This is a genomic window from Sporichthyaceae bacterium (assembly GCA_036269075.1).
GTDB lineage: Bacteria > Actinomycetota > Actinomycetes > Sporichthyales > Sporichthyaceae > DASQPJ01.
Genome location: DATASX010000129.1, coordinates 17,038 through 39,203 on the forward strand (window position 1 = coordinate 17,038; position 22,166 = coordinate 39,203).

Consider the following 22,166-nt stretch of genomic DNA (forward strand, 5'->3'; position numbering starts at 1 on the left):
TATCTGAGGCCCCGGTCGGATAAAAGCCCTGAGCATGACCTTGAACACATCCTTCATCACAGATACGATATCGCAGATTCATTGCCTTGGATGCGGAGGCTCGATGGTGGACAGACGCCGCCGGCGACGGACATCGTGGGCGACCATTGGGGCCTACCTCGGCGTCGGCGCCGGGCTGGGAGCTCTGCCGTTGTTCGGCCTGACGGGCTCGGCCAAGGCCGACGACTCCTTCAGCACGTTCACGGCGCTGGCTGCTGCCAACGGTGTGTCGGTTCAGTTCGGTAACGACTCGATTCCGGTGGCACCGACGCCGGAGATCTCCGGCCCGGTCGCCCAGGCCTCGCTCGACCCGCTGGGCAGCTCGTTGGCCTACGCCTCGTTCCCGTACCCGGGGGACACCCTGGTCGCCTCGCCGAAACTCGTGGGTGGAGTGTTCGGGGTGCCGATGCCGGCCTACCCCCTGATCGTCAGCACGTCCTCGATCCCGGAGACCCAGACCGGCGGCACCGCGGGCATCTCGCTGCGCGCGGACAGTCAGGCCGACGAGTCCGAGGCGACCAGCGTGGTGGGCGACCCCAACGGCGTCGGTTCCTCCTCCTTGGCACAGGTCGTCAACAACTCCGGCTCCGGACGTGGACTCACGGCGACGGCCGCCACCGAGTCGACCCTGTCGCGTGTCGGCGGGGTGTTCTCGCTGCAAGGTGTCCGGTCCTCGGCCAGTGCCACGTCCGACGGTGCAGGGGTCGTCAAAACGCTGTCCACACTGCAGTTCAGCGACTTGTTCGTCCCCGGTCTCTCGATGGAGGTACCGGCCGGCACTCCGGGAAGTGTGCCGATCCCGGTACCCATCCCGGGCGCTCCGCAACTTCCCGCGCAGCAGTACCCGGCAATTCCCATCCCGGCACCCTTCGGCGGGACGACCTTGGTCGCGCCGCACATCGGGTTCGAGAACGGGTATTTCACCGTGGCACTGCCGCAGTTCGGCGACAAGAGGTGGACGGTCCCGGCCTCGACCGTGCTCAGCGCGCTCAAGGGCATCGGCATCGAGGCGACCTACTCCGCGCCGGTTCCGATCGTCCAGAACGGCAAGACCGTCGGGGTGCTCGGGGCGGCGCTGCAGTTCTCCACCACGCTGCCCGCGCCGCCCAGGAACGCCGGGTTCAACGGGCCGACCAAGGTCTCGCTCACCATCGGCCGGTCGATCGCCAGCCTGAAGGACATCACCGCGGCCGCCGCGGCGCACGATTCGTCGACCGCCGGGTCAGGCCCGATCGGGATCGGTTCGGTCGCAGGCGACACGACACCCGGCCCTGCCGCCGTGGACCGGCCCGCTCCGCAAGCCACTGACGCCTTCGGGTCCGGCGCCCTTCCGGTGGACACCGACACCCTCGTCCGAACGGCGACCGCGAACTCGACCGGAGCAACGGCACGGGCGCCGGCAGCGGTGAACCTTCAGCACTACGAAGCGGTCGCCGACAAGCGCGACACCTCGAACGTGTACCTCGCCCTGATGGGCGTGGCCCTGATCGGGTCCTTGGCCGCAGGCACCGTCCGACTTCTAGGAGTGCGAGTCCCGTGGACATCCTGATTTTCGTGCGTGCGCAGTGGGACCGCGTCCTCGCGGTGGTTGCCGTTGCGGCGGCGGTCATCACGCTGATCGTCGGCTGGCTCGGGATCAGTGGGACGCCGCACGTCGCCGAACAGCTTCCCTACGTCATCTCGTGCGGGATCGCCGGCCTGGTCTACATCACGATTGCTGCGACGCTTTGGCTCTCCGCGGACCTTCGGGACGAGTGGCGTGAGCTCCGGATCCTGCGGCTGGCGCAGGAAGCCGAGCGTCACGTGTTGACCGAGAGCCTGCGACACGACAACCCGGACAACAACCACGTCGGTCCGATGCTCGTCGGCGTTCAGAGCGCTCGATGAGGTTGGCGGCGCAACGGCGTAGCCGGCACCGGTTCGCCGATCGGGCGGGAGCGTCCGCTCACCTGGGCAACTCGCCCTGGCTGCGGACGGACATCGTCCGGGTCGCCTGGTGGGTCGCCCTGGGGATCGCGATCAATTTCGTCGCCTGGTACGGCGCGTCCGGGAGCACCTTGTGGTCCACCCAGACCGGCTGGATCGTGGTCGGGATCCTGGCGGCCGCCGTCGTGGCCGTCGGTTGCATCGGGTGGCTGGTGTCGGGGTTGCGCTCAGTGAGCTCTGCGCGCGCCGAGGTCGTCCGTGGGCTCGCCCGGCCGTCCCTGCCGGTGATCGTCGTGCCGGCCGCCGACGAATTGGTCGCCGGCCCCCGGATGACGCGCTTCCATCGGAACGGTTGTCGGCTTGTCGCGGGCAAGAAGTACGGGGCCGTGGGAATCGCCGACATCGCCGGTCGGCAACTCCAGGCCTGTGGGGTGTGTGAACCGTGAGTGAGTTCCTTCCTTACCTCATCATCGGAATCACCGTCGGCTCCATCTACGGCCTGTCCGCCATGGGCCTGGTCCTGACCTACAAGACCTCCGGCGTCTTCAACCTCGCGCACGGCTCCATCGGCGCCGGCGCGGCGTACCTGTTCCTCGAGCTTCGCCAGCGGCACGGCATGTCGTGGCCGCTGGCCCTCGTGGTCTCGGTGCTGGTCTTCGGCGTGCTGGTCGGGCTGGTCATGGAACGCCTCGCCGAAGGCCTGGCCCGGGTGCCGGCGGTGTACCGCATCGTCGCGACGGTGGGCCTGCTGGTCGCCACCCTCGGCCTGCTGGGCCTGCTCTTCGGCACGCAACTGCTCACGTTCGAACACTTCCTGTCGCGCGACCCGGTGACAACGGTGAGCGGCGTCCGGATCTCGCAGGCCAACCTGGCGGTCTTCGGAGTCGGCTGCGCCGCGGCGGTGATCCTGTCCGTCCTGTTCCGCTGCACCCGGATCGGCACGGCCATGCGGGCTGTGGTCGACGATTCGCAGCTGTTGGACATGACCGGGCAGTCCCCGACGCTCGTGCGCCGTTACGCGTGGCTGATCGGGACGTGCTTCGCCGCGCTGTCGGGCGTCCTGTTCGCAGAGACCCAACAGGCGGTCGACGCGATCGTGCTGTCGTTCCTGATCGTCCAGGCCTTCGGCGCCGCCGCGATCGGTGCGTTCCGCAGCATTCCGTTGGCCTACGTCGGGGGCATCGTCGTCGGGCTCGCGCAGGCGGTGACCAGCAAGCAGATCGCCGGCCACCAGTTCCTGGCGGGCCTGGACACCAACATGCCGTTCCTCGTCCTGCTGGTCATCCTGATCTGCCTGCCTCGGGGCCGCCTGGTCGAGGTCGGCAAGCTGGTGAAGGCGCGGGCCGTCCCGCCGAGTTCGCTGCCCGTCCGAACCCGCTTCGCCGGAGGATCCGCGGTCCTGGTCGGGGCACTGGTGCTGCCGCTGATCGTCGGTTCCCGGCTACCACTGTGGACGAACGCGCTCAGCCAGGTGGTCCTCTTCTCCTCCCTCGGTCTGCTGGTCTACTCGTCCGGGCAGATCTCCTTGTGCCAATGGGGTTTTGCCGCCGTCGGGGCCACCACGTTCGCCCACATGCTCCGACACGGTCTGCCCTGGGGGCTGGCGGTCCTGGTCGCCGCGCTGGTCGCGGTGCCCGTCGGGGCGCTGGTCTCGTTGCCCGCGATCCGGCTGTCCGGTCTGTACCTGGGCCTGGCGACGTTGGGATTCGGGGTGCTGCTCGCCGGTTTCTTCTACCAGCGCGGCTTCATGTTCGGCGTCGGCACCGACCTCGCGACGCACCGCCCGCACTTTCTCAACCTCGACTCCGAGCGAGGCTTCTACTACCTGCTGCTCGCGATCGCGGTCGCAGCGCTCGGCCTGGTCGCCGTGATCGAGAGGTCTCGGCTCGGCCGCCTGCTGCGGGGTTTGGCGGACTCGCCGGTGGCGCTGTCGACGCTCGGTACGAACATCAACCAGACGCGGATGATCGTGTTCTCGATCTCGGCCTTCCTGGCCGGATTGGCCGGCGCGCTCTACTCCTCGCTGTTCGGCTCTATCAACGTCGACTCCTTCAACTACCTGGTCTCCATCCAGATCATCGCGGTGCTCGTGGTGTCCGGACGTCGGACGGTCACCGCATCGGTGCTGGCTCCCCTGCTGTTCGTCGTGCTGCCGGGCTACATCCGCAACGGCGACTTCGCGCTCTACGAACAGATCGGGTTCGGCGTCTTCGCGGTGGCTGCCGCGTTGCTGTCGCAGACCTCACTTCGGGACCGGCTCTCGCGAGCCGTGGTAGCCGAGGACGGGCGGCGCTCCGTCGATCGCACCGTGCGCACGACCCCCGATCGGATCGCCGCACTCTCCGCCGTGCGGACGTCCGTCACGGCCAGTAGCTGACTTGCCCGAGGAAGGAATCACCATGCCCCGAAGCGGACGCCGAGGCCAACTCCGCGGCTGCGTCGCCCTGACCGCGCTCACGTTGGTGGCAGTCAGCGGCTGCGGCTCGCGGGTCAGCCGGGATGCCGTGCTCGCCGCCGAGGCCGGGCTCGGATCCCGTGTTCCAGCGGCATTGGCGCAGGGAACTGCCGTTGCCACCGACAATCCAGCGAGCACCGCCGAGGCCGCTCCGGCCGCGGCGGCGGCAGGAACCGCCGTGGCCCCAGCGGCTACGCAGGCAATCAAGGTGCCGGCGGTGGCATCCACCACCACGGCGACCGCGAAGCCGGCATCCGCCCCCGGCAAGGTCGCGGCGACCGCCTCGGACAAGGGCGCTTCGGTGCCGGCCGCGACCGCGGGCGGGGAAGGTCTGCCGGTGCTCTGCGCGAAGCCCGGCCCCCCGATCAGCATCGGTCAGGTGGGTAGCTGGAGCGGGCTGGTCGGCGCCAGCATCGGGCAGGCCCGGCCCGCCCTGGCGTTGTGGGCCAAGTACATGAACGACCACGGTGGCGTCGCGTGTCACCCGGTCCAGTTGCGCTCCCTGGATGACCAGAGCAATCCCAGTTCGGCGGCTGCCGCCGCCCGCACACTGATCCAGGACGACAAGGCCATCGCCCTGGTCGCCGTGTTCAGCCCGATCAGCGTCAGCGGGATCCAGTCGGTGACCAAGAGCACCGGCGTTCCGGCGGTCGGCGGTGACGGCGCGGCTCACGCATGGACCAGCGACCCGTACCTCTACGACGTCGGCTCCGCGATCGAGTCGCAGTTCTACCTCGCGGCCAAGCACGAGGCGCAAGAAGGTCGTAAGAAGGTCGCGATCTTCTACTGCGTCGAGGCCTCGGCCTGCTCGAACGCCGGTGAGTCACTGTCCGGCAACAGCCCTCTCAGCGCCACGGCTGCGGGCCAGCAGGTCGTCTACAAGGCGACGATGTCACTGACCCAGACCGACTTCACCGCGCAGTGCGAGGGCGCGAAGAACGCCGGAGCGGACAGCCTGTTCCTCGGGATGGAAGGCTCGTCGATCACGCGCTTCCTCCAGTCCTGCGACTCGATCGACTATCACCCGAGCGTCTACACGGTGGGCATCGCCGCGGTGTTCGACGTGAACAACCCCGCGATCAAGAAGTACAAGATCTCGATCGGTGCCCCGGTATTCCCCTACATGGAGCAGGACAATTCCGTGGAGGCGGCGTTCGCGGGTGCGTTCGACAAGTACGCGCCGGGCTTCAAGTACAACGCCGTGGCCGCGCAGGCCTGGGCCGAGGGGATGCTTTTCCAGCGGGCGCTGGAGCTGCTGGGTCCTGCCGCGCAGAGCCAGCAGATCACCACGGCGCTGCTCCTCAAGGGGCTCAGCATGATCAAGAACGACGGGTTGGGCGGCTTGATCCCGCCGCAGACCTACACCCCGGGGGCAGGCGGCAACGGGCCGAATCCGTGCGGCGCCGTGCTGGTCTACACGGCGGGCGTCTGGGCGTCCGCGGACAAGAGCGTGTTCTCGTGCGGTCCGAAGATCGGCGGCAAGCAGTCCGCGGCGGTGGTGGGAGCCGTGTCCGATCAGGCAGCCGCTCCGCAAACCGTGTCCCCGGCGGTGCTTGCCGATCGCCGGCGGACCGCGACCGAGCACTGAAGGGTTTCCGATGACAATCGACTTCACCGGACAGGTCGCGATCGTCACCGGCGCGGGGCGCGGACTCGGGCGATCGCACGCCGAACTTCTCGCCGGACGTGGGGCAAAGGTCGTGGCCAACGACGTCGCCGGAGCGGCCGAGGTCGCGGATGCGATCAACCGCGCCGGCGGCCAGGCAGTGGCGAGCGACGACGACATCTCCACCCCGGCCGGTGCGGCCTCGCTGGTGCACCGCGCCGCCGACGAGTTCGGCGGCGTGCAGATCCTGATCAACAATGCCGGGGTGGGCAGGTTCACGACCTTGGACCACGCGTCGATCGACGAGTACGAGGCGGTCCGTCGATCCGGGCTGGACGGAACCTTCTACGTGACCCGCGAAGTGTGGCCGTACATGATGGAGGCCAAGTACGGGCGGATCGTGGTGACCACGTCCGGCAACGGCCTGCTCGGCAACCCTTCCTCAGTGACGTACGCGATCGCCAAGGCCGGCGTCTACGGGATGATGCGCGCAGTCGCCCTCGACGGCGCGGAGTTCGGGATCAAGGCCAACGCGCTGGCCCCGATGGCTTCCACGCCGATGTCGAACGAGTTCGTCTCGCCGGAGATGGCCGAGATGCTGCGGGTGGAGTTCCCGACCTCGCTCGTGTCGCCGATCGTCGCCGTGCTCGCCAGCGAGCAGTGCCCGGTCTCCGGCTACACCTTCGACGCCGGTGGCGGACGCATCGGAATCACTTTCCAGGGCACCAACGCCGGCCTCTACGACCGAGCCATGACGCCGGAGTCAATCCTCGAAAGCTGGGACCACGTCGTGAACCGCACCGACTTCGTCGAGTTCGCCAGCGGCTACGAATCCCTCTCCATGGTCGCGGCCTCCCGGGAAAGGGCACTGTCCGCATGACGGAGACGGCGAACCTGGAGCGCTGGATATCCACCCGCAGCCAGCAGGTGCTGCTCTGGTGGGGCATCGGATTCACCGCGGTCTACGTGGTTTCGCTCGGGTTCCTGATCGGGGTCGTGCCCCCACCGTCGCCGTCCTGGTCGGCCGCGCGGGTTGCCGAGTACTACTCCGACCACCAGGGCCGGATCCTCGTCGGTGCGGTACTCACCTCGTTCACCGGCGCGTTCATGATCCCGATCGCGGTTGTCACCGCGCTCCAGTCGGCCCGGCGCGAGCCCGGTCGACCGGTGTGGTCGATCTTCATGTTCACCGGCGGCACGTTCACGTCGATCTTCCTGGTCCTACCCACGCTCTTCTTCGGGGTCGCCGCGTACCGGCCCGATCGTTCGCCCGAGATCACGGTGTTGATGCACGACCTCGCATACCTGGCGTTGTTCACGACCGTCCAGTTCTACATCTTCTTCGGTGTCCCTATCGCCGTCTCGTGCCTGCGCGGCGAGGACGCGGCGGACTCGCCGTTCCCCCGCCTCTACGGCTGGTTCACGATCTGGTGCACGTTCATGTTCGAGATCGGTGGGGTCGCGTTCCTCGCCAAGCACGGACCGTTCGCGTGGAGCGGCTTGTTCATCTTCTGGATCCCGTTCTTCTTCTTCTTCCTCTGGTTGACGATGCTCTGCGTCCTGCTGCATCGGGCGCTGGCCGTCCAGGAGCGCGCGGCCGCGCCGCGCATCGAAGAGCCGCTGGTCGTTCCCGTCGGAGCAGCGCGATGAACGCCCGCTGGCAACGGACCTGCATCTGGGCGGGGCCGGTCACCCTGCTGCTGTTCGCGATCGGGTACTGGTTCGTCGCGGGGTTGGTCCCCCCAATCTCGCCCGGGCACAATGCCGCCCAGGTCGCGGCGCGCTATGCCGCCGACCACGATCGGCTGCGCGTCGGTCTGACCATCGCAATCTTCTGCAGCCCGTTCTTGTTCGCCTGGATTGCGGTGCTGCACACCCAGCTCAAGACCGTCGAGGGCGACGAGTCGCCCCTCGCCACGACCGTCCTGCTCACCGGTGCGATGCTCGTCCTCTTCCTGTTCTTTCCGCTGATGGTCCTTGCCGATGCGGCGTTCCGGACGGGGGAGCCGCCCGAGATCACCAAGGCGATCAACGATCTTGGCTGGTTGCTGTTCATCGCCCCCGCGGGCCCCGCCGTCCTCCTGGCCGTGGCCATGGGCGCCGCCATGCTCAGCGACACCAGCCCGCGGCCGGCCTTCCCGCGGGGTGTGGGCTACTTCAACATCTTGATGGGGATGAGCTTCACCGGCGCGTCCTTGTGCTGGCTGTTCGATTCCGGGCCCTTCGCCTGGAACGGCGTCTTTCCCTTTTGGATTCCGCTGGTGGACTTCGGTCTCTGGGTGGGCGTCAACACCTGGGCCATGCTTCGGGTCGTCAACGCCCGAGCCGCCGCGCCGGCGAGCAACCAACCCATGGAAGAAGCTCTGGTTGCCTCGTCCCTGAGGAGTTGAGCCACCGTGTCTGCGCACGTTACGGATTCCGAACGTGTGTCAGGGCCGGTGCGCGCTGCCGTGAACGAGCAGTGCGGTCATCTCGTCGATGATGCGTTCGCGGCTCGGGCGCGCGTCCGGCCGATAGAGCGCTGAGCTGAACGCGGCGTTGAACACCACCATGCCGAACTCGCAGCGGATGATGACCTGCAGGTCTACGCCGGTGAATCCGTTCAGTCCCAGCTCGTATGCGCCGACCCGCTCCAGCTCCTCCAGCATGGGAAGCAGCGGGAGCTCGGTCGGTGCGCCAGGCCGTGGACTCATCAGCGCGATGACGAGCTCCACCTGGTCCTCGATCAGGTCGTACATGCTCTCGATGAAATCCCGGGCGGCCACGTCCACGGTGTGCGGCAATTGCGACTTGCCGCGCCAGCGGTCCAGGAAGTCGTCCACGGCGGCCCGGAAAGGGTGCACCACCGCCGCCTCGAAAAGGGCCGCCTTGCTGCCGAAGTGCCGGTAGATGAGGTTCTCCACGACGCCCGCTCGAGCTGCCACCTTGCGCGTCGTCGTCGAGGCGTAACCCAACTCTGCAAAGCAGTTCCGGGCCGCGGCGAGGATGAGTGCCCGGACTTCCTCTGTCGACCGCAACACCCGCTTGCGCCGGGGCTCGGACGAGTTCAGCGAGGCTCGGGCCACGTCTGGAATTCTTTCAGAGGCGCCGATGGTCGCCGGCGGCAGGCTCAGGTCTGCTGCCGAAGAATGCCTTGCTCCATGATCCCGAACCCGACTGCACCGTCGCCGGTGCGCACCTCGATGAAGTCGTCGTAGGCCGTCAATGCCGCCGGCCCCTGGGGATCGTTGAGCGGGACGAAGATCCGAGCCTCCGGTCGCCCGAGGCTCAGCCGGAGGGAATCACCTCCCTCGAGGTCGAGCTCGACCTGGGTGATGGCTCCCCACGGGTCGCGGCGGGTCACCGTGCTGCCGATGATGGTCGCGGTCGGTGCTCCGATGAGGAATCCGTGGGCCGGCACGTCCCGATCGCGTACCGCGATTTTCATGAACGTCATATCGAAATTCGGGAAGCAGAGGAACGTCGCGTAGTAAGCGGTCCAGGTGGAGATCTCCTCGCGATAGCCCCACGTCCGGTCGCGTAGGGCACGCCCTGCGATCCGGCGGGAGGTGGACCCCACGGAGACCGTCCCCTCGAAGGTTCCGCCTTGTTGGAAATGCTGCAGGACTTCGGTGTCGCTCAGCCCGGGCAACACGTTGGCCTGCGAGTAGCTAGCCGGCTCGTGGATCGGCCGGAAGCTGATGTCCAGCTCGAACTCGTGCGACTTCACCGCCATCCGCCCCGCAAGGTCGAAATGGATCCCCGGGGTCGAGACCTCCATGGGCGCGAGTGGCTCGAACACCTCCCAGCACCGCCCGTCGAGCACGATGCTGCAGCGCGCCCACATCCCTCGCGCGTTGAGACCCCCTTGGATGTGCGCCGTGCAGTAGAACCTCTGCTCGCGGTCGAAGCAGCAGAAGAAGGAGTTCTCCCGCCACGGCAGGGAGTCCGGGGCCAGCTGCAAGGACGTGTGCAGCGGTTCCGCGAGGGGTCCCCAGGGTCCGCGAGGATCCGTGATCGACGTCATGCGTTGCACCTTCTCCGCCACTGCTCATAGCTGCTGCTATCAATGATCCAAGGTTCCGCCCCAAGGCCGGATGCCGTCAAGAGGTGGCCCGGTACGGGAATCTAGCCCATCGATGGAAGGCCGCTTCAGCCGATCGACTAACCCTTGACCTGTTGGGTCAACGATCCTAGAGTCGATGACTCATAGCAGCGGCTATCACTGGAGGGGCGGACGATGTCGGCCTCTGACCCGGTCCACTCAGTCAGCGCACCGGGTCTGCACTGGACGACCGCCAACATCGGAGAGGCCGCTCCCGGAGTTCTGACGCCCTTGGGATGGTCGTTGTGGGGCCCGGCGACCGAGCAAGCCACCCGCACCGCGTTTCATCGGGTTGGCGCGGCCACACGGGCCGAGGCGCGGCTACCCGCCGCTGACGACGAGCGGTTCATGCGCGCGTTCTACGGCCGCGGCGCCGCCCAGGTGGAATTCCTCGCACGAATGGGAGACCGGATCCCCGGCACCTCGGGCGCTGCCATCGCCGCGCAGGTGTTCGGCGCCGTCCCCGATGGTCTGGCCTTCACCCCGACCCGTCGGAGGTATCCGGTCGTGGCGGTCCGAATGCCGTCGGCGTTCTTGCGCATGCCCGGGCTCCTGCGCGCGGCGGCCCTCCAGACCGAGCACTGGTGGCGTGACCAGGTGCGCCAGGGCCCCGAATTGGACCTGGACCAAGCCTTGGCCCAGTTGGCGGCCGGCGCGAGGCGGTTCCAGGACAACATCACATTGCAGGCCTCCACGCTGTTCTGCGTCGTCCAGCCGCTCTACGAGGTTCTCGACCGCCTCGTCCGGTCGCTCGGCCTGGGCGACGTAACCGCTCTTGCGGGTGGGTACGGCGAAGTCCCGGAGGCGGAGATCGTCACCGGACTTTGGCGGGCCTCCCGAGGCGAGGTGCCCCTGGAGGATCTCCTACTGCGCCACGGTTTCCACGGCGCCCGGGAGGGCGAGATCGCCTCGCGCGTCTGGCGCGAGGAGCCCGCGTCGCTGGTTCGACTGATGGGGGACTACGCGGCACGCGACGATGCTGACGACCCGCGACTCCGGGGGGCCCAACTGCAGCAGGACCGCCAGGAACTTGAAAGGCAGATAGTTGCCGCCGTACCCCCGGCTCGGCGCGCCTCGACGCGGGCGATCCTGGCGATGGGCCGGCGGATGATCCCGTTGCGAGGGGTTGCGAAGGCGTCCTACCTGCAGGCCCTGGACGTGGCCAGGTGCGGAAGTCGCCGGGCCGGAGCGCTCTTGGCCCGCAATGGGGTGATCGCCGAGCCGGATGACGTCTTCTATCTCACGGTCGAGGAAATTCTGGGCCGCCCTTCCGATGCGGTCAGGGGTGTGATCGGCGAGCGTCGTGCGCGACACCTGGAGTACGAAAGTCTGCACATCCCCGCGTCCTGGCAGGGCAACCCAGTACCCACACCGGCGAGCGCAACGCGCGGGCAGGGCGATGGTCTCACTGGCGTTGGGGTGAGCCCCGGGATTGTCGAGGGGATCGCGAGGGTCGTCCGAGATCCCACGACGGCGGAGGTGGTCGAGGGCGAGATCTTGTTTGCCCCCGCTACGGATCCGAGCTGGGCCTCGATCATGTTTCTGGCCTCGGCACTCGTCGTCGACATCGGTGGGGCCCTGAGTCACGCTGCCATCGTCGCGCGTGAACTCGGCATCCCGTGCGTCATGAACACAGGCGTCGGTACCGCGCTGATCAGATCGGGTGACCTCTGCAAGGTGGACGGTTCGACCGGCGTCGTGACCATCCTCAGCCGGAAGCCGGCTACACCTCGAGGAGGAGAGGCATGACCGGTCACAAGGTCGGTTGAGCTACGCACCGCGATAAGACAGATGCTCGGCGAGTTCTGGCTGCAGCTGGTCTTCTTCGGACTCTGGCTCACGGCCAACGGGCGGCGCACGCCGTGAATGTGCGTGACAAAGCAAGTACGCTGCTTGGTCGTGCCGAAGGATGCCCCGCTCACCCCCGACGAGGAGCGCCTTTGGCGAGCCCTGATGCGGATCGCGCTCGTCCTGCCTCGGGTACTCGACCGCGACCTGATTCGGTCCACGGGACTGACCGCGAATGAGTACCTGACCCTCATGAACCTCTCCGAGGCGCCGAACCGCGAACTGCGGATGAGCGACCTCGCGTCGGTCGCCGGGCTGTCCGTCAGTCGGATGAGTCGATTGGTCGACGACCTGGCCTCGCGCGGACTGGTGGTCAAGCGGCCGAGCGAGGTGGACGGCCGCGGGAGCGTCGCGAAACTCACCGCACCGGGTTCCGCGAAGTTGCGGTCGGCCTGGCCGGACCACCTCAGGAGCGTCCGGCGGCGCGCCTTCGACAACGTGGAGGCCGACGGGGTCGCCCCTGCCGCCCAGACGCTCGTACAGATCGCCGCGGCGCTCGAGGACTGATCCGCCGGCCCGTCCCGGCTCTGCCTCAGCTGAGTAGTTGCTTGACAAAGCACTTGGGATAGTATTTGCTAACGCAAGCAAATACTCCATCGAAGGGATGTGTCCGATGATGACCACGCTGAACAAGATCCAGGTTCCGCAGACAGGGACCTACCGGATCGACCCGGCGAAGTCCGAGATCACCTTCGAGGCCAAGCACCTGTTCGGCCTCGGTACGGTCCGTGGGTCGTTCCAGCTCGAGTCGGCTTCGCTGCAGGTGGAGACGGGGGTCGAGCGTTCGACCGCGAAGGCCACAGTGGACGCCACGAGCTACGCCAGCGGAAGCAGCCTGCGGGACAAGCAGGTGCGGGGGAAGCGATTCCTGAACACCGATGAGTTCCCGGAGATCAACTTCGTCTCGACCGGCGTGCAGCGGGTCGACGACACCTGGGTCCTGGACGGCTCCCTGACCGTGCGCGGTCGGAGCGGACCGATCAGCGTGGCCGTCGTCGACTCCGTGGCTCGCGACGACGCCCTCACCCTGGTCGCCACGACGCGGATCGACCGCTACGCGTTCGGCATCAAGGCCTCGCGCGGGATGGCCGGGCGTCACCTCGACCTGACCCTGCACCTGACCGCCCACGCCGAGCACTGAGCCAGGAGCCCATCATGGCCACGATTGAAATCGGCGTTCCGGTGCTGATCGTCGGGGCCGGACCGGCGGGGCTGACCGCGTCTCTGGCGCTGCGCCGCTACGGCATCGACAACCTGGTGATCGAGCAGTACCCGAGCACTGCGCACACCCCGCGGGCGCACATCGTCAACCAGCGCACCGTGGAGATCCTGCGCCACCTCGGCATCGAGGACCGGTTCCACGCGGTGGCGACCCCGCAACGAATGATGCGCAACAACCTCTGGGTGACCAGCCTCGCCGGGCGTGAGGTGGCGCGCTCCGAGACGTGGGGGACCAGCCCCGAGCGGGCCGGTGAGTACGAGGCCGCGAGCCCCGTGCCGATGGCGAACTGCCCGCAGACGGTGTTGGAACCGCTGCTGGTCGAGGCGGCCCGGGACGCCGGCGCGGACATCCGGTTCCAGCACGTCTTCGAGTCCGCGAAGGCCGACGAGTACGGGGTCACCAGCACGGTGCTCGACCGGACCGCGGGCGACACGTTGATCGTGCGCTCGCAGTACGTGCTGGGCGCGGACGGCGCGCGTAGCGCGGTGCTGGAGCAGACCGGGCTTACCGTCGACGGACCGGCCGGCCTGGCGCAGGCGGCGAACATCTGGTTCCGCGCCGACCTGAGCAAGTACCTGGCGCACCGCCCGGGCGTGCTCGTCTGGAACGTGATGCCCGGGCCGCTGGCGCCGTTGCGCCTGGGCACGTTGATCTGCCACAAGCCGTGGACCGAGTTCGTGCTGGCGTTCATCTACGATCCGGCGGAGCTGGACCTGGCGACGATGTCCGATGCCGAGCAGATCGCGCGGGTCCGCGCGGCCGTCGGTGACGACAGCCTCGAGGTCGAGCTCAAGGGCTTGGCCCGCTGGCAGGTCAACGCTCAGGTCGCGCCCCGGTACTCGACGGGCCGATTCTTCTGCCTCGGCGATGCGGTGCACCGCCATCCGCCGTCCAACGGGCTGGGTCTGAACATTTCGGTCGCCGATGCCTACAACCTGGCCTGGAAGCTGGCGCTGGTCTTGGGCGGGCAGGCCGATCCGGCGCTGCTGGAGACTTACTCGGCCGAGCGGCAGCCCGTCGGGGCAGCCGGTGTCCAGCGAGCGATCACCAGCCTCGGTGAGCTGGCCGAGATCGACCGGGCGCTCGGCCTCGAACCGGGTCAGTCGGTCGCGGACGGGTGGGCGGCGCTGCGGGTGCTGGACGAGGCCGGCCCGGACGGCGACGCCCGCCGGGCCGCGCTGCGCAAGGCGGTGGCGCTGACGGACTACCAGTTCAACGCGCACGGTGTCGAGCTGGGCTATCGGTACCGCAGCGACGCCGTGCTCGATGACGACAGCTCTGACGCTCCGTCAGATCGCGATCCGGAGCTGTACTACACCGCCACGACCCACCCCGGGGCCAGGGTGGCGCACGCCCGACTGGAACGCGCCGGCGTTGCGCTCTCGACCTTGGACCTGCCCGCCGGCCTGCGGTTCGCGTTGCTGACCGGTTGCGGCGGCGAGGCGTGGCGCGACGCGGCGGCCGGACTCCCGGTCGACGTCCACGTGATCGGTACCGGCGACCTGCTGGATCCCTACGGAGAATGGGCCGCGCGGCGTGAGGTCGCCTCGACCGGCGCTGTGCTGGTGCGGCCGGACCGGCACGTCGCGTGGCGCTGCGAGCGCCTGCCGGCCGACCCGGCGGCGGTCCTGACCGAGGTGGTCCGCCATATGCTCGGCCCGATCCCGGACCCGACGACGAATCGCCAGGAGTGACCGTGGCTCTGCACCGACTCACCTCGATCACGTTGGGCGTGCCGAACGTCGCGGAGACCGCGGCCTACTACGCGGCCTTCGGCCTGACGCCCACCGGCGCCGGCACGCGGTTCGCCACCCGGGACGGCGGGGAGCAGCTGAGAATCGTCGAGGCGCCGATCCGGCGCCTGGTCGAACTCGGCGTCGGCGTCGACGACGCGGATGACCTGCACCGGATTGCCGCGAACCTGAACCGCCTGGACATCGTGTTCTCGACCGAACCCAACGCACTGCGGGCGCTCGACCCGAATTCCAATTTGCTGGTCGTGCTGCAGATCGCGGCACACCTGGAACAGGCGCCCGCCGAGCAGGTTCCCTACAACGGCCCCGGCCGACCTTCCAGAGCCAACGGCCGCGCCCCGGGGGTCGAGCGGGAGGACGTGGTCCGGCCGCGCAAGCTGGGCCACGTCGTGATCGGCTCACGCGACCAGGAAGCCAGCCAGCGCTTCTTCACCGAAGGGCTCGGCTTCGCGGTCAGCGACCAGGTGCCCGGCCTGGCCAGCTTCCTGCGCTGCTCCACCGACCACCACAACATCCTCGTCCAGCGTGCGCCGGTGGACTTCCTGCACCACACCGCCTGGGAGGTCGACGACGTCGACGAGGTCGGCCGCGGTGCGACCGCGATGCTCGAAGGCCATCCAGAACGCCACGTCTGGGGTCTCGGCCGGCACCACATCGGGTCGAACTTCTTCTGGTACCTCAAGGACCCGGCGGGCAACTTCTCCGAGTACTACAGCGATCTGGACTGCATCGTCGACGACGCGCTCTGGAAGCCGTCGGTGGTCTCCGGCGCCCGCGGCCTCTACAGCTGGGGCCCGCCGGTGCCCCCGTCGTTCCTCAATCCCGAAGACCTGGCCGCCCTGATGACCGACGCGCACAGCGCCCGCTGACTAGGAGTCAGAAATGCGTATTGCCAACATCGACGGCCGACTGGCCCTGGTCGCGGGAGAATTGGCACTCGACGTCGAACGAGCCAGCGGCGGACGGTTCCCCGCCGACCCGGACCTGGTCCTGCAACGGTGGCCGGAGTTCGCGGCCTGGGGGGCCGGGCGATCGGTCGACGACGGCGAGCCGTTCACCGTGGCGCGGGTCGGTCCGCCGCTGCGCCGGCCGGCCCAGATATTCGCGATCGGCCTGAACTACCGCGCCCACGTCGAGGAGGCGGGTGTCCGGCAGGCCCCTTCTACGCCCGCGGTGTTCACCAAGTTCGTCACCAGCCTCGCCGGACCGTACGACACCGTGCACCTGCCCAGTGACCAGGTGGACTGGGAGGTCGAACTGGTCGCGGTGATCGGCGAACGTGCCTACCAGGTCGCGGAACGCGACGCCTGGCGCCATGTCGCGGGTCTGACGGTGGGTCAGGATCTCTCCGAACGGGCGGTCCAGCTCAGCGGTCCCGTGCCGCAGTTCTCGTTGGGCAAGTCGTTCCCGGGCTTCAGCCCGATCGGCCCGGTGCTCGTCACACCGGACGAGTTCAGCGACCCGGACGACCTCGGGCTGCGCTGCGAACTCGGCGAGGAGGTCCTGCAGGACGGCCGCACCAAGGACATGATCTTCTCGGTGCCGCAACTGGTGGCCCGGTTGTCGGCGGTGCTGCCGTTGTTGCCCGGCGACCTGATCTTCACCGGCACCCCGTCGGGGGTCGGCATGGGAAGCGACCCGAAGCGCTATCTGGTGCCGGGCAGCACCCTCGTCAGCACCGTCGAGGGCATCGGTGAACTGCGGAATCCTTTGGTCGCCGGTCCTCGGTACGCGGCGGAGTGAGCCGTGCTGTTGAGCTGCATGCTGCCCGCGGCCGCACCGTTCGGTGAGCTCATCGAGCAGGCGCGCCTTGCCGACGGGTTCGGCTACGACATGATCGCCTGCAACCACATCGCGGCCCGCGACTCGTTCGGTGTGCTGAGCGCGCTGGCAATGGTCACCGAACGGGTTCACCTGGCGACCGCCGTCGCACCGATCTACCACCGCTCGCCGGCCTCGATGGCGCAGACCGCGGCGACCGTCGACGACGCGTCCGGCGGCCGCTTCCGACTCGGCCTCGGCGTCGGCCACCGGTCGACCATGGCCGGCTGGCACGGGCAGGAGATCGGCAAGCCGGCCGAGGAACTGCGTGAGTACGTCGCCCTGGTCCGCGCCCTGCTCACCGATGCGCAGCCGCCGGCCGGCAAGCGGTGGAACTCCACGTTCCGGTTCACCGGGTTCACCCCGCGGCCGGACATCCCGATCGTGCTCGCCGCGCTGTCCCCGGCGATGCTGCGGTTGGCCGGTGAGATCGCCGACGGCGTCGTGCTCTGGGCCTGCCCGGCCGGCTACGTCCGGGACGTCGTCGTCCCCGAGGTGGCCAAGGGCCGCGCGGCCGTCGGCAAGTCGATGGACGGCTTCGCCGTGATGCCGGCAGTGCCGGCCGCCGTGGACACCGACCCGGCAGTAGTCCACCACGGGCTGCGCACCGAACTGCACCGCTACTTCGGACTGCCGTTCTACCGGGCGATGTTCGAGGCGGCGGGCTTCGGCTCCGACCTCACCGCCTTCGACAACGCACCGGACTTCGACGCGCAGAAACAGGCGATCAGCGAGCGCTTCCTGTCCTCGTTGGCTGCCTTCGGCGACGCGGAGGCGGTCCGGGCCGGCATCGTGCGGCACCGTGCCGCGGGGGCCACCAACCCGATCATCGCCCCGGTCCGTGGCAGCGACTTCCTGGCGACGCTGCATGCCGCGTCGGGTGGGAGCCAGGAGATCCAACGCTGACGCACCGTCCCCGCCGTCCTGCGGATGCTCCGCCGCAGAATGTGTGACACACACGAATTCCAGGAGCGATGTGTTGTGGCTGCCGTACAAGGTCCGTGACGTCCGGATCGGTCGATACTGGCCCCGCCTCGCCGGCCCGATTGGATCGCCATGCCCGTCTACACCTGCACCACCACGACCGGGACGTTGGCCGCCGCCACGAAGCGCGACCTCGCGGCCGAGATCACCCGCATCCATGCCGAGATCAACCAGGTGTCGACCAGGTACGTCAACGTGGTGTTCCAGGACGTGGCCCCGCGCAACCTCTACACCGACTCGAGCCCGGCGAACCCTCTGTTGATCAATGGCTGGGTCCGGGAGGGCCACCCCGCGGCAGAGACGACGCGGCTTGCGTTGGCGGTGGCTGCAGCGGGCAGCCGGGTCACCGGGCTGGCTGTCGAAGAGGTCCTGGTGGTCATCCAGAGCAGCCCCGCCCATGCCGCGGTCGAGGGCGGCCGGGTCCTGCCCGAACCGGGTCAGGAAGCGGCCTGGGTCGCGGGGAACTGAACACGGTCGACGTCGAACGGAACTCGAGCGGGCAAGGAGAACGCATGGATCTGGGTCTGCAGGACCGGGTGTACGTGGTCACCGGAGGGACCCGAGGTCTGGGTCGAGCCACCGCCGAACAACTGGTCCGCGAAGGCGCCCGCGTGGTGATCTCCGGCCTGGGCGAGGTGGACACCAAGCAGGCTGCGGCGGAACTCGGCGAGGACCGGGCTCTGGGCGTGGCGGGCGACAACGCCGATCCAGGAACGGCCGAGACGCTGGTATCCGCCGCGGTGAACCGGTTCGGACGGCTGGACGGAACGCTGATCAGTGTGGGCGGACCACCGCCGGGTGCGGTGCTGGACGTCGACGACCAGCAGTGGCGGACCTCTTTCGAGGCGGTGTTCCTCGGCGCTGTACGGATGGCCCGGACAGTGGCCGGACGAATCGAGCGGGACGGGTCGATCGTCTTCGTGCTGTCCTCGTCGGTGCGCGCACCGCTGCCCGGGATGGCCATCTCCAACGGCCTACGGCCGGGGCTGGGCATGGTTGCCAAGGCCCTGTCCGACGAGCTGGGCGAACGGGCGATCCGGGTGAACGGGTTGATGCCGGCCTGGTTCGCCACCGGGCGGGCCGCCGAGTTGGTCGCCGCCGGAGGTGACCAACCGGTGAATTCCTTGCATCGTCGCGGCACCCCGGAGGAGTTCGCCCGGGTCGCGACCTTCGTACTGTCGCCGGCCGCGAGCTACCTGACCGGGGCGATGATCGCGATCGACGGCGGTGCACTGCCCACTATCTGACCGACGCTGCATGTGATCAACACACGAAATCAACGGCCGCAGTGCTGGGCGCGCACCACAAGATCGTGGCGTTCGCGCGGAGCGATTCTTGGTTGCACTGGGCGCAATCCCCGAGCTGAGAGCGGATGAACTGTGGCCTCCACCGTGCGGACTGTGACCTACGACTTGTTCCGAGACCTGGGAATGACCACGATGTTCGGCAACCCGGGGTCGACCGAGCAGACGTTCCTGCAGGAATTCCCCGACGACTTCACCTACGTGCTGGCCCTGCAGGAGGCCTCGGCAATCGCGATGGCCGACACCTTCGCCCAGGTCACCGGGCGCCCGGCGCTGGTCAACCTGCACTCCTCCGCCGGGATGGGCAACGCCATGGGTAACTTGGTGGCGGCCTACCACGGGAACACGCCGCTGATCATCACGAGCGGACAACAGCACCGGGAACTGGTGATCGGCGATTGTTATCTGGCCAACCGGCAGGCCGTGGATTTCCCCAAGCCGTGGGTGAAGTGGGCGTATGAACCGGCGCGCGCGCAGGACGTGCCGGAGGCGTTCATGCGGGCCTACGTCACCGCGCTGCAACCGCCCGCGGGGCCGGTGTACCTGTCGATCGCCATGGACGACTGGAACCAACCACTGGCCGGCTTCGACCGGCAGCGCACGTTCAGCCACCGGGTGGGCCCGGACCCGGAGCGGCTGCGCATGTTCGCCGACCGGATCTCGGCCAGCCGCAATCCGGCGGTGGTATTCGGTCCGGAGGTGGACCGCAGCGGCGGGTGGGACGCGGCGATCGTGTTGGCCGAGAAGGTGCGCGCCTGCGTCTACCAATCGCCCCTGCTGGACCGGGCCTCGTTCCCGGAGGACCACCCGCAGTTCTGCGGCGTGCTGGGGATGTCGGTGAAGAGCATCAGCGATCGGCTGGTCGGGCACGACTTGGTCGTCGTGATCGGCGCCGAGGTCTTCCGCTACTACCCGTACGTGACGGGGGAATACCTGCCCGCCGGCACCGCGCTGCTGCAGATCACCGGTGATACGAATGCCGCCGCCTCCGCCCGTTTCGGCGACAGCCTGCTCGGCGACCCGAAGTTGGCGATCGAGATGCTCACCGAACTGGTCGCCGCCGGCACCGAACGCGCCGCACCGGTCACCATGTCGCGGCCACGGGTGCTGCCGGAGGTGCCGAACAAGCCACTGACCCCGCCGGAGGTCTACGCGGCGCTGAGCCGCATGAAGGCGGCCGACACCGTCATCGTCAACGAGACCACCTCGACGATGGCGCAGCAGATCGAGTGGCTGCCGACTACGCGGTCCGGGTCCTTCTTCGCCACCGCCAGCGGGGGTATCGGGTGGGGTGTCCCCGCCGCGGTGGGCGTGGCGCTCGGCGACCGGGACAACGGAGTGCAACGGCCGGTGTGGGCCCTGATCGGCGACGGGTCGTTCCAGTACTCGGTCCAGGCCATCTGGACCGCGGCCCAGCACAATTTGCCGATCGTCTACGTGGTCATGCGCAACAACGAGTACTCGATCCTGAAGAGTTTCGCGATCCTGGAGGAGACTCCCGGCGTTCCCGGCCTCGACCTGCCGGGCATCGGAATCGACTCGGTGGCCCGCGGATTCGGCTGCCACGCGGTCGTCGTGGACACCGTCGCCGACCTGGAGCAGGAGCTGAAGGCGACGCTCACCGCGGACACCCCGACTGTCATCGTCGTGCACACCCAACCGCAGAAGGCCATGTTGTGAAGCGGAATCAGCCCCACACCCCGGGCGGCCGGTCGCCCAGGGGTCGGGCCAGCCGGGTGGCGATGACCAGTTCGAGGACGGAGTCGAGCTTGCGCAGGTCGTAACCGGTCTGGTCGCTGATCCGGTTCAGTCGGTAGTGGGCAGTGTTCGTGTGCACCCGCAGGTGTTCGCTGAGCGCCTTCACGTTCAGGTCGCTGGCCAGGTAGGCGAGCAGCGTCGTGGTCAGGACGCCGCCGTGGGCGATGTCCTCGGCGACGAATCGGTGGATCGCCGCCGGGATGAGTCGTTCGGCGGTGGAGTCGCGGAACGAGGTCAGGTAGTCGAAAGCGCTCAGCGACGGCAGGGCGAGCACGCCACCGTCCGGCCCGAGGCTCTCGGCCGCGCCCCGTGCCTCCCGATGCGCCGAGGCCACGCCGCTGAGCCCCTGATGAACGGTGCTCAGCCCGATCGCCAACCGGACGTCCTGCTTCGCCAGTCGCTCGCACACGGCGGACAACTCGGCGGCCACCTGATCGGTGTCCGAGTCCCGCGCCGGGGCGACGATCACGATCTCGTCGCGCCGCAGCACCACGAGCGGCCGCAACCGGCCGCCGCACGCCCGGGCCACCCCCCCGGCTGCCGAACGGACCACCTGCTCGTCGTCCGGCACCGCACGGGGCAACGCCAGGACGACGAAGCACGGCACGTCCCGGCCCAACCCGGCGTCGCGGGCGGCATCGAGGCGCGGGCCCGGGGGGATCGGCCGGGAGGCGACCAGGTCCTCGAGCAGGTCGCGGCGGACCCGATCGCCACCGGCCATGTCCAACTGCTCGATCTCGATGTACAACTCGGCGGCGTAGGTGGTCGCGACGTTGATGTGGTCCAACAGCGGCCCGACCAACCCCAGGACCGCGGCGGGATTGCCCTTGGCCTCGGCCTCCTCGACGAGGACGTCCCAGATGATCTCCTGGGTGATCCGGAAGGCCTGCAGGTAATCGGCGATGGGCACCCGACCCACCCGCATCGCGGTGTGCCGGCGGGTGAACAGCAACGTCTCCCGGTTCGGCGGGGTCTCACCGGCCAATGAGGCTCGAAGCGCCAGCACGTGCTCGCCGATGTGCGTCACCACGTCTGCGCGCAGCGTCGCGTCGTGCACGGCCGGATAGCCGAGGATCTCCTGCCAGATCCGCTCCACGGCCCGGGCGACGACCTCTTCCCACCGTTGCTGCAACCGGTCGAGAACAGCAGGCAGGACCGACGCGGCGGCCTCCGACCGCCCGGCTGGCGTCATGTCCGCTCCCGGTGACGCAGTTGGCTTGGACTTCGCGATCCTGCTCGCCGACCGTTCGACTCGCAAGAGGGTGACAGTAGCCGTGCCGGCCGGAATTGTGCTCGGCGCACATGATCCGGTGGGCCGATTGGTGGTCCGCGACCGCGGATTCTGTGCGGTGGCACGGCTACTTT

General features: G+C 68.6%; 21 protein-coding genes. 18 read left to right on the forward strand and 3 right to left on the reverse strand.

Annotation, left to right across the window (positions count from 1 at the left end):
• Nucleotides 1–103 precede the first annotated feature (103 nt).
• The 8 genes from VHU88_24030 to VHU88_24065 are packed head-to-tail and all read left to right on the forward strand — an operon-like array spanning nt 104 to nt 8,416.
• Entirely contained in the window at nt 104–1,588 is a 1,485-nt protein-coding gene (locus tag VHU88_24030; GenBank protein ID HEX3614779.1) for a hypothetical protein, read from the forward strand.
• Nucleotides 1,576–1,926: a hypothetical protein gene (locus VHU88_24035; GenBank protein HEX3614780.1), complete on the forward strand. Its 351-nt coding sequence runs from the start codon at nt 1,576–1,578 to the stop codon at nt 1,924–1,926. Before VHU88_24030 ends, VHU88_24035 begins: the two co-directional genes overlap by 13 nt.
• Nucleotides 1,923–2,411: a hypothetical protein gene (locus tag VHU88_24040; GenBank protein ID HEX3614781.1), complete on the forward strand. Its 489-nt coding sequence runs from the start codon at nt 1,923–1,925 to the stop codon at nt 2,409–2,411. Before VHU88_24035 ends, VHU88_24040 begins: the two co-directional genes overlap by 4 nt.
• Nucleotides 2,408–4,342, forward strand: a complete 1,935-nt coding sequence (locus VHU88_24045) for an ABC transporter permease (GenBank protein HEX3614782.1) — start codon at nt 2,408–2,410, stop codon at nt 4,340–4,342. Before VHU88_24040 ends, VHU88_24045 begins: the two co-directional genes overlap by 4 nt.
• Before the next feature lie 22 nt (nt 4,343–4,364).
• Nucleotides 4,365–6,008, forward strand: coding sequence for an ABC transporter substrate-binding protein (locus tag VHU88_24050; GenBank protein HEX3614783.1), 1,644 nt, complete (start codon nt 4,365–4,367; stop codon nt 6,006–6,008).
• Nucleotides 6,009–6,018: 10 nt separating this feature from the next.
• A complete protein-coding gene (locus tag VHU88_24055; protein HEX3614784.1) occupies nt 6,019–6,906 on the forward strand; it encodes an SDR family NAD(P)-dependent oxidoreductase in 888 nt (295 codons plus the stop codon).
• Nucleotides 6,903–7,676, forward strand: a complete 774-nt coding sequence (locus VHU88_24060; GenBank protein ID HEX3614785.1) for a hypothetical protein — start codon at nt 6,903–6,905, stop codon at nt 7,674–7,676. The genes VHU88_24055 and VHU88_24060 overlap by 4 nt, the downstream gene beginning before the upstream one ends.
• A complete protein-coding gene (locus tag VHU88_24065; GenBank protein ID HEX3614786.1) occupies nt 7,673–8,416 on the forward strand; it encodes a hypothetical protein in 744 nt (247 codons plus the stop codon). The genes VHU88_24060 and VHU88_24065 overlap by 4 nt, the downstream gene beginning before the upstream one ends.
• Before the next feature lie 39 nt (nt 8,417–8,455).
• Here the strand turns inward: VHU88_24065 and VHU88_24070 are convergent, their stop codons facing one another.
• Together VHU88_24070 and VHU88_24075 are read right to left on the reverse strand one after the other, a co-directional pair.
• A complete protein-coding gene (locus tag VHU88_24070) occupies nt 8,456–9,091 on the reverse strand; it encodes a helix-turn-helix domain-containing protein (GenBank protein HEX3614787.1) in 636 nt (211 codons plus the stop codon).
• 44 nt (nt 9,092–9,135) lie between these two features.
• On the reverse strand, nt 9,136–10,032 hold the full coding sequence (locus VHU88_24075; GenBank protein ID HEX3614788.1) for a hypothetical protein: 897 nt from the start codon (nt 10,030–10,032) through the stop codon (nt 9,136–9,138).
• A gap of 213 nt (nt 10,033–10,245) precedes the next feature.
• Between VHU88_24075 and VHU88_24080 the strand changes: the two genes are divergently transcribed.
• From VHU88_24080 to mdlC, 10 genes are all read left to right on the forward strand, one after another.
• The gene (locus VHU88_24080; GenBank protein ID HEX3614789.1) at nt 10,246–11,859 is read left to right on the forward strand and encodes a PEP-utilizing enzyme; all 1,614 of its coding nucleotides are present in this window, start codon (nt 10,246–10,248) and stop codon (nt 11,857–11,859) included.
• 150 nt (nt 11,860–12,009) lie between these two features.
• Nucleotides 12,010–12,465, forward strand: coding sequence for a MarR family winged helix-turn-helix transcriptional regulator (locus VHU88_24085; GenBank protein ID HEX3614790.1), 456 nt, complete (start codon nt 12,010–12,012; stop codon nt 12,463–12,465).
• A gap of 106 nt (nt 12,466–12,571) precedes the next feature.
• On the forward strand, nt 12,572–13,099 hold the full coding sequence (locus VHU88_24090; protein ID HEX3614791.1) for a YceI family protein: 528 nt from the start codon (nt 12,572–12,574) through the stop codon (nt 13,097–13,099).
• A gap of 14 nt (nt 13,100–13,113) precedes the next feature.
• Complete coding sequence (locus VHU88_24095; GenBank protein HEX3614792.1) at nt 13,114–14,874, forward strand: FAD-dependent monooxygenase; 1,761 nt, start codon at nt 13,114–13,116, stop codon at nt 14,872–14,874.
• Between the two features lie 2 nt (nt 14,875–14,876).
• Nucleotides 14,877–15,803, forward strand: coding sequence for a VOC family protein (locus VHU88_24100; GenBank protein ID HEX3614793.1), 927 nt, complete (start codon nt 14,877–14,879; stop codon nt 15,801–15,803).
• Nucleotides 15,804–15,816: 13 nt separating this feature from the next.
• Nucleotides 15,817–16,677 (forward strand): fumarylacetoacetate hydrolase family protein, encoded by an 861-nt coding sequence (locus VHU88_24105; protein ID HEX3614794.1) that lies wholly within the window; start codon nt 15,817–15,819, stop codon nt 16,675–16,677.
• Between the two features lie 3 nt (nt 16,678–16,680).
• Entirely contained in the window at nt 16,681–17,661 is a 981-nt protein-coding gene (locus VHU88_24110; GenBank protein HEX3614795.1) for an LLM class flavin-dependent oxidoreductase, read from the forward strand.
• Between the two features lie 150 nt (nt 17,662–17,811).
• Entirely contained in the window at nt 17,812–18,207 is a 396-nt protein-coding gene (locus VHU88_24115; protein HEX3614796.1) for a tautomerase family protein, read from the forward strand.
• A 44-nt stretch (nt 18,208–18,251) separates the two neighbouring features.
• Nucleotides 18,252–18,986 (forward strand): SDR family oxidoreductase, encoded by a 735-nt coding sequence (locus VHU88_24120; protein HEX3614797.1) that lies wholly within the window; start codon nt 18,252–18,254, stop codon nt 18,984–18,986.
• Between the two features lie 153 nt (nt 18,987–19,139).
• Complete coding sequence (gene mdlC, locus VHU88_24125; GenBank protein HEX3614798.1) at nt 19,140–20,723, forward strand: benzoylformate decarboxylase; 1,584 nt, start codon at nt 19,140–19,142, stop codon at nt 20,721–20,723.
• 7 nt (nt 20,724–20,730) lie between these two features.
• On the opposite strand, the gene VHU88_24130 is transcribed toward mdlC, so the two are convergent.
• On the reverse strand, nt 20,731–21,993 hold the full coding sequence (locus tag VHU88_24130; protein HEX3614799.1) for a helix-turn-helix domain-containing protein: 1,263 nt from the start codon (nt 21,991–21,993) through the stop codon (nt 20,731–20,733).
• Between the last annotated feature and the right edge of the window lie 173 nt (nt 21,994–22,166).

Excerpts from the sequence above, each read along its gene's own strand:
- VHU88_24030 (HEX3614779.1), top strand. The coding sequence starts at position 104 with ATGGTGGACAGACGCCGCCGGCGACGGACATCGTGGGCGACCATTGGG.
- VHU88_24040 (HEX3614781.1), top strand. The coding sequence starts at position 1,923 with ATGAGGTTGGCGGCGCAACGGCGTAGCCGGCACCGGTTCGCCGATCGG.
- VHU88_24050 (HEX3614783.1), top strand. The coding sequence starts at position 4,365 with ATGCCCCGAAGCGGACGCCGAGGCCAACTCCGCGGCTGCGTCGCCCTG.
- VHU88_24055 (HEX3614784.1), top strand. The coding sequence starts at position 6,019 with ATGACAATCGACTTCACCGGACAGGTCGCGATCGTCACCGGCGCGGGG.
- VHU88_24060 (HEX3614785.1), top strand. The coding sequence starts at position 6,903 with ATGACGGAGACGGCGAACCTGGAGCGCTGGATATCCACCCGCAGCCAG.
- VHU88_24065 (HEX3614786.1), top strand. The coding sequence starts at position 7,673 with ATGAACGCCCGCTGGCAACGGACCTGCATCTGGGCGGGGCCGGTCACC.
- VHU88_24075 (HEX3614788.1), bottom strand. The coding sequence starts at position 10,032 with ATGACGTCGATCACGGATCCTCGCGGACCCTGGGGACCCCTCGCGGAA.
- VHU88_24080 (HEX3614789.1), top strand. The coding sequence starts at position 10,246 with ATGTCGGCCTCTGACCCGGTCCACTCAGTCAGCGCACCGGGTCTGCAC.
- VHU88_24090 (HEX3614791.1), top strand. The coding sequence starts at position 12,572 with ATGATGACCACGCTGAACAAGATCCAGGTTCCGCAGACAGGGACCTAC.
- VHU88_24095 (HEX3614792.1), top strand. The coding sequence starts at position 13,114 with ATGGCCACGATTGAAATCGGCGTTCCGGTGCTGATCGTCGGGGCCGGA.
- VHU88_24105 (HEX3614794.1), top strand. The coding sequence starts at position 15,817 with ATGCGTATTGCCAACATCGACGGCCGACTGGCCCTGGTCGCGGGAGAA.
- VHU88_24115 (HEX3614796.1), top strand. The coding sequence starts at position 17,812 with ATGCCCGTCTACACCTGCACCACCACGACCGGGACGTTGGCCGCCGCC.
- VHU88_24120 (HEX3614797.1), top strand. The coding sequence starts at position 18,252 with ATGGATCTGGGTCTGCAGGACCGGGTGTACGTGGTCACCGGAGGGACC.
- VHU88_24130 (HEX3614799.1), bottom strand. The coding sequence starts at position 21,993 with ATGACGCCAGCCGGGCGGTCGGAGGCCGCCGCGTCGGTCCTGCCTGCT.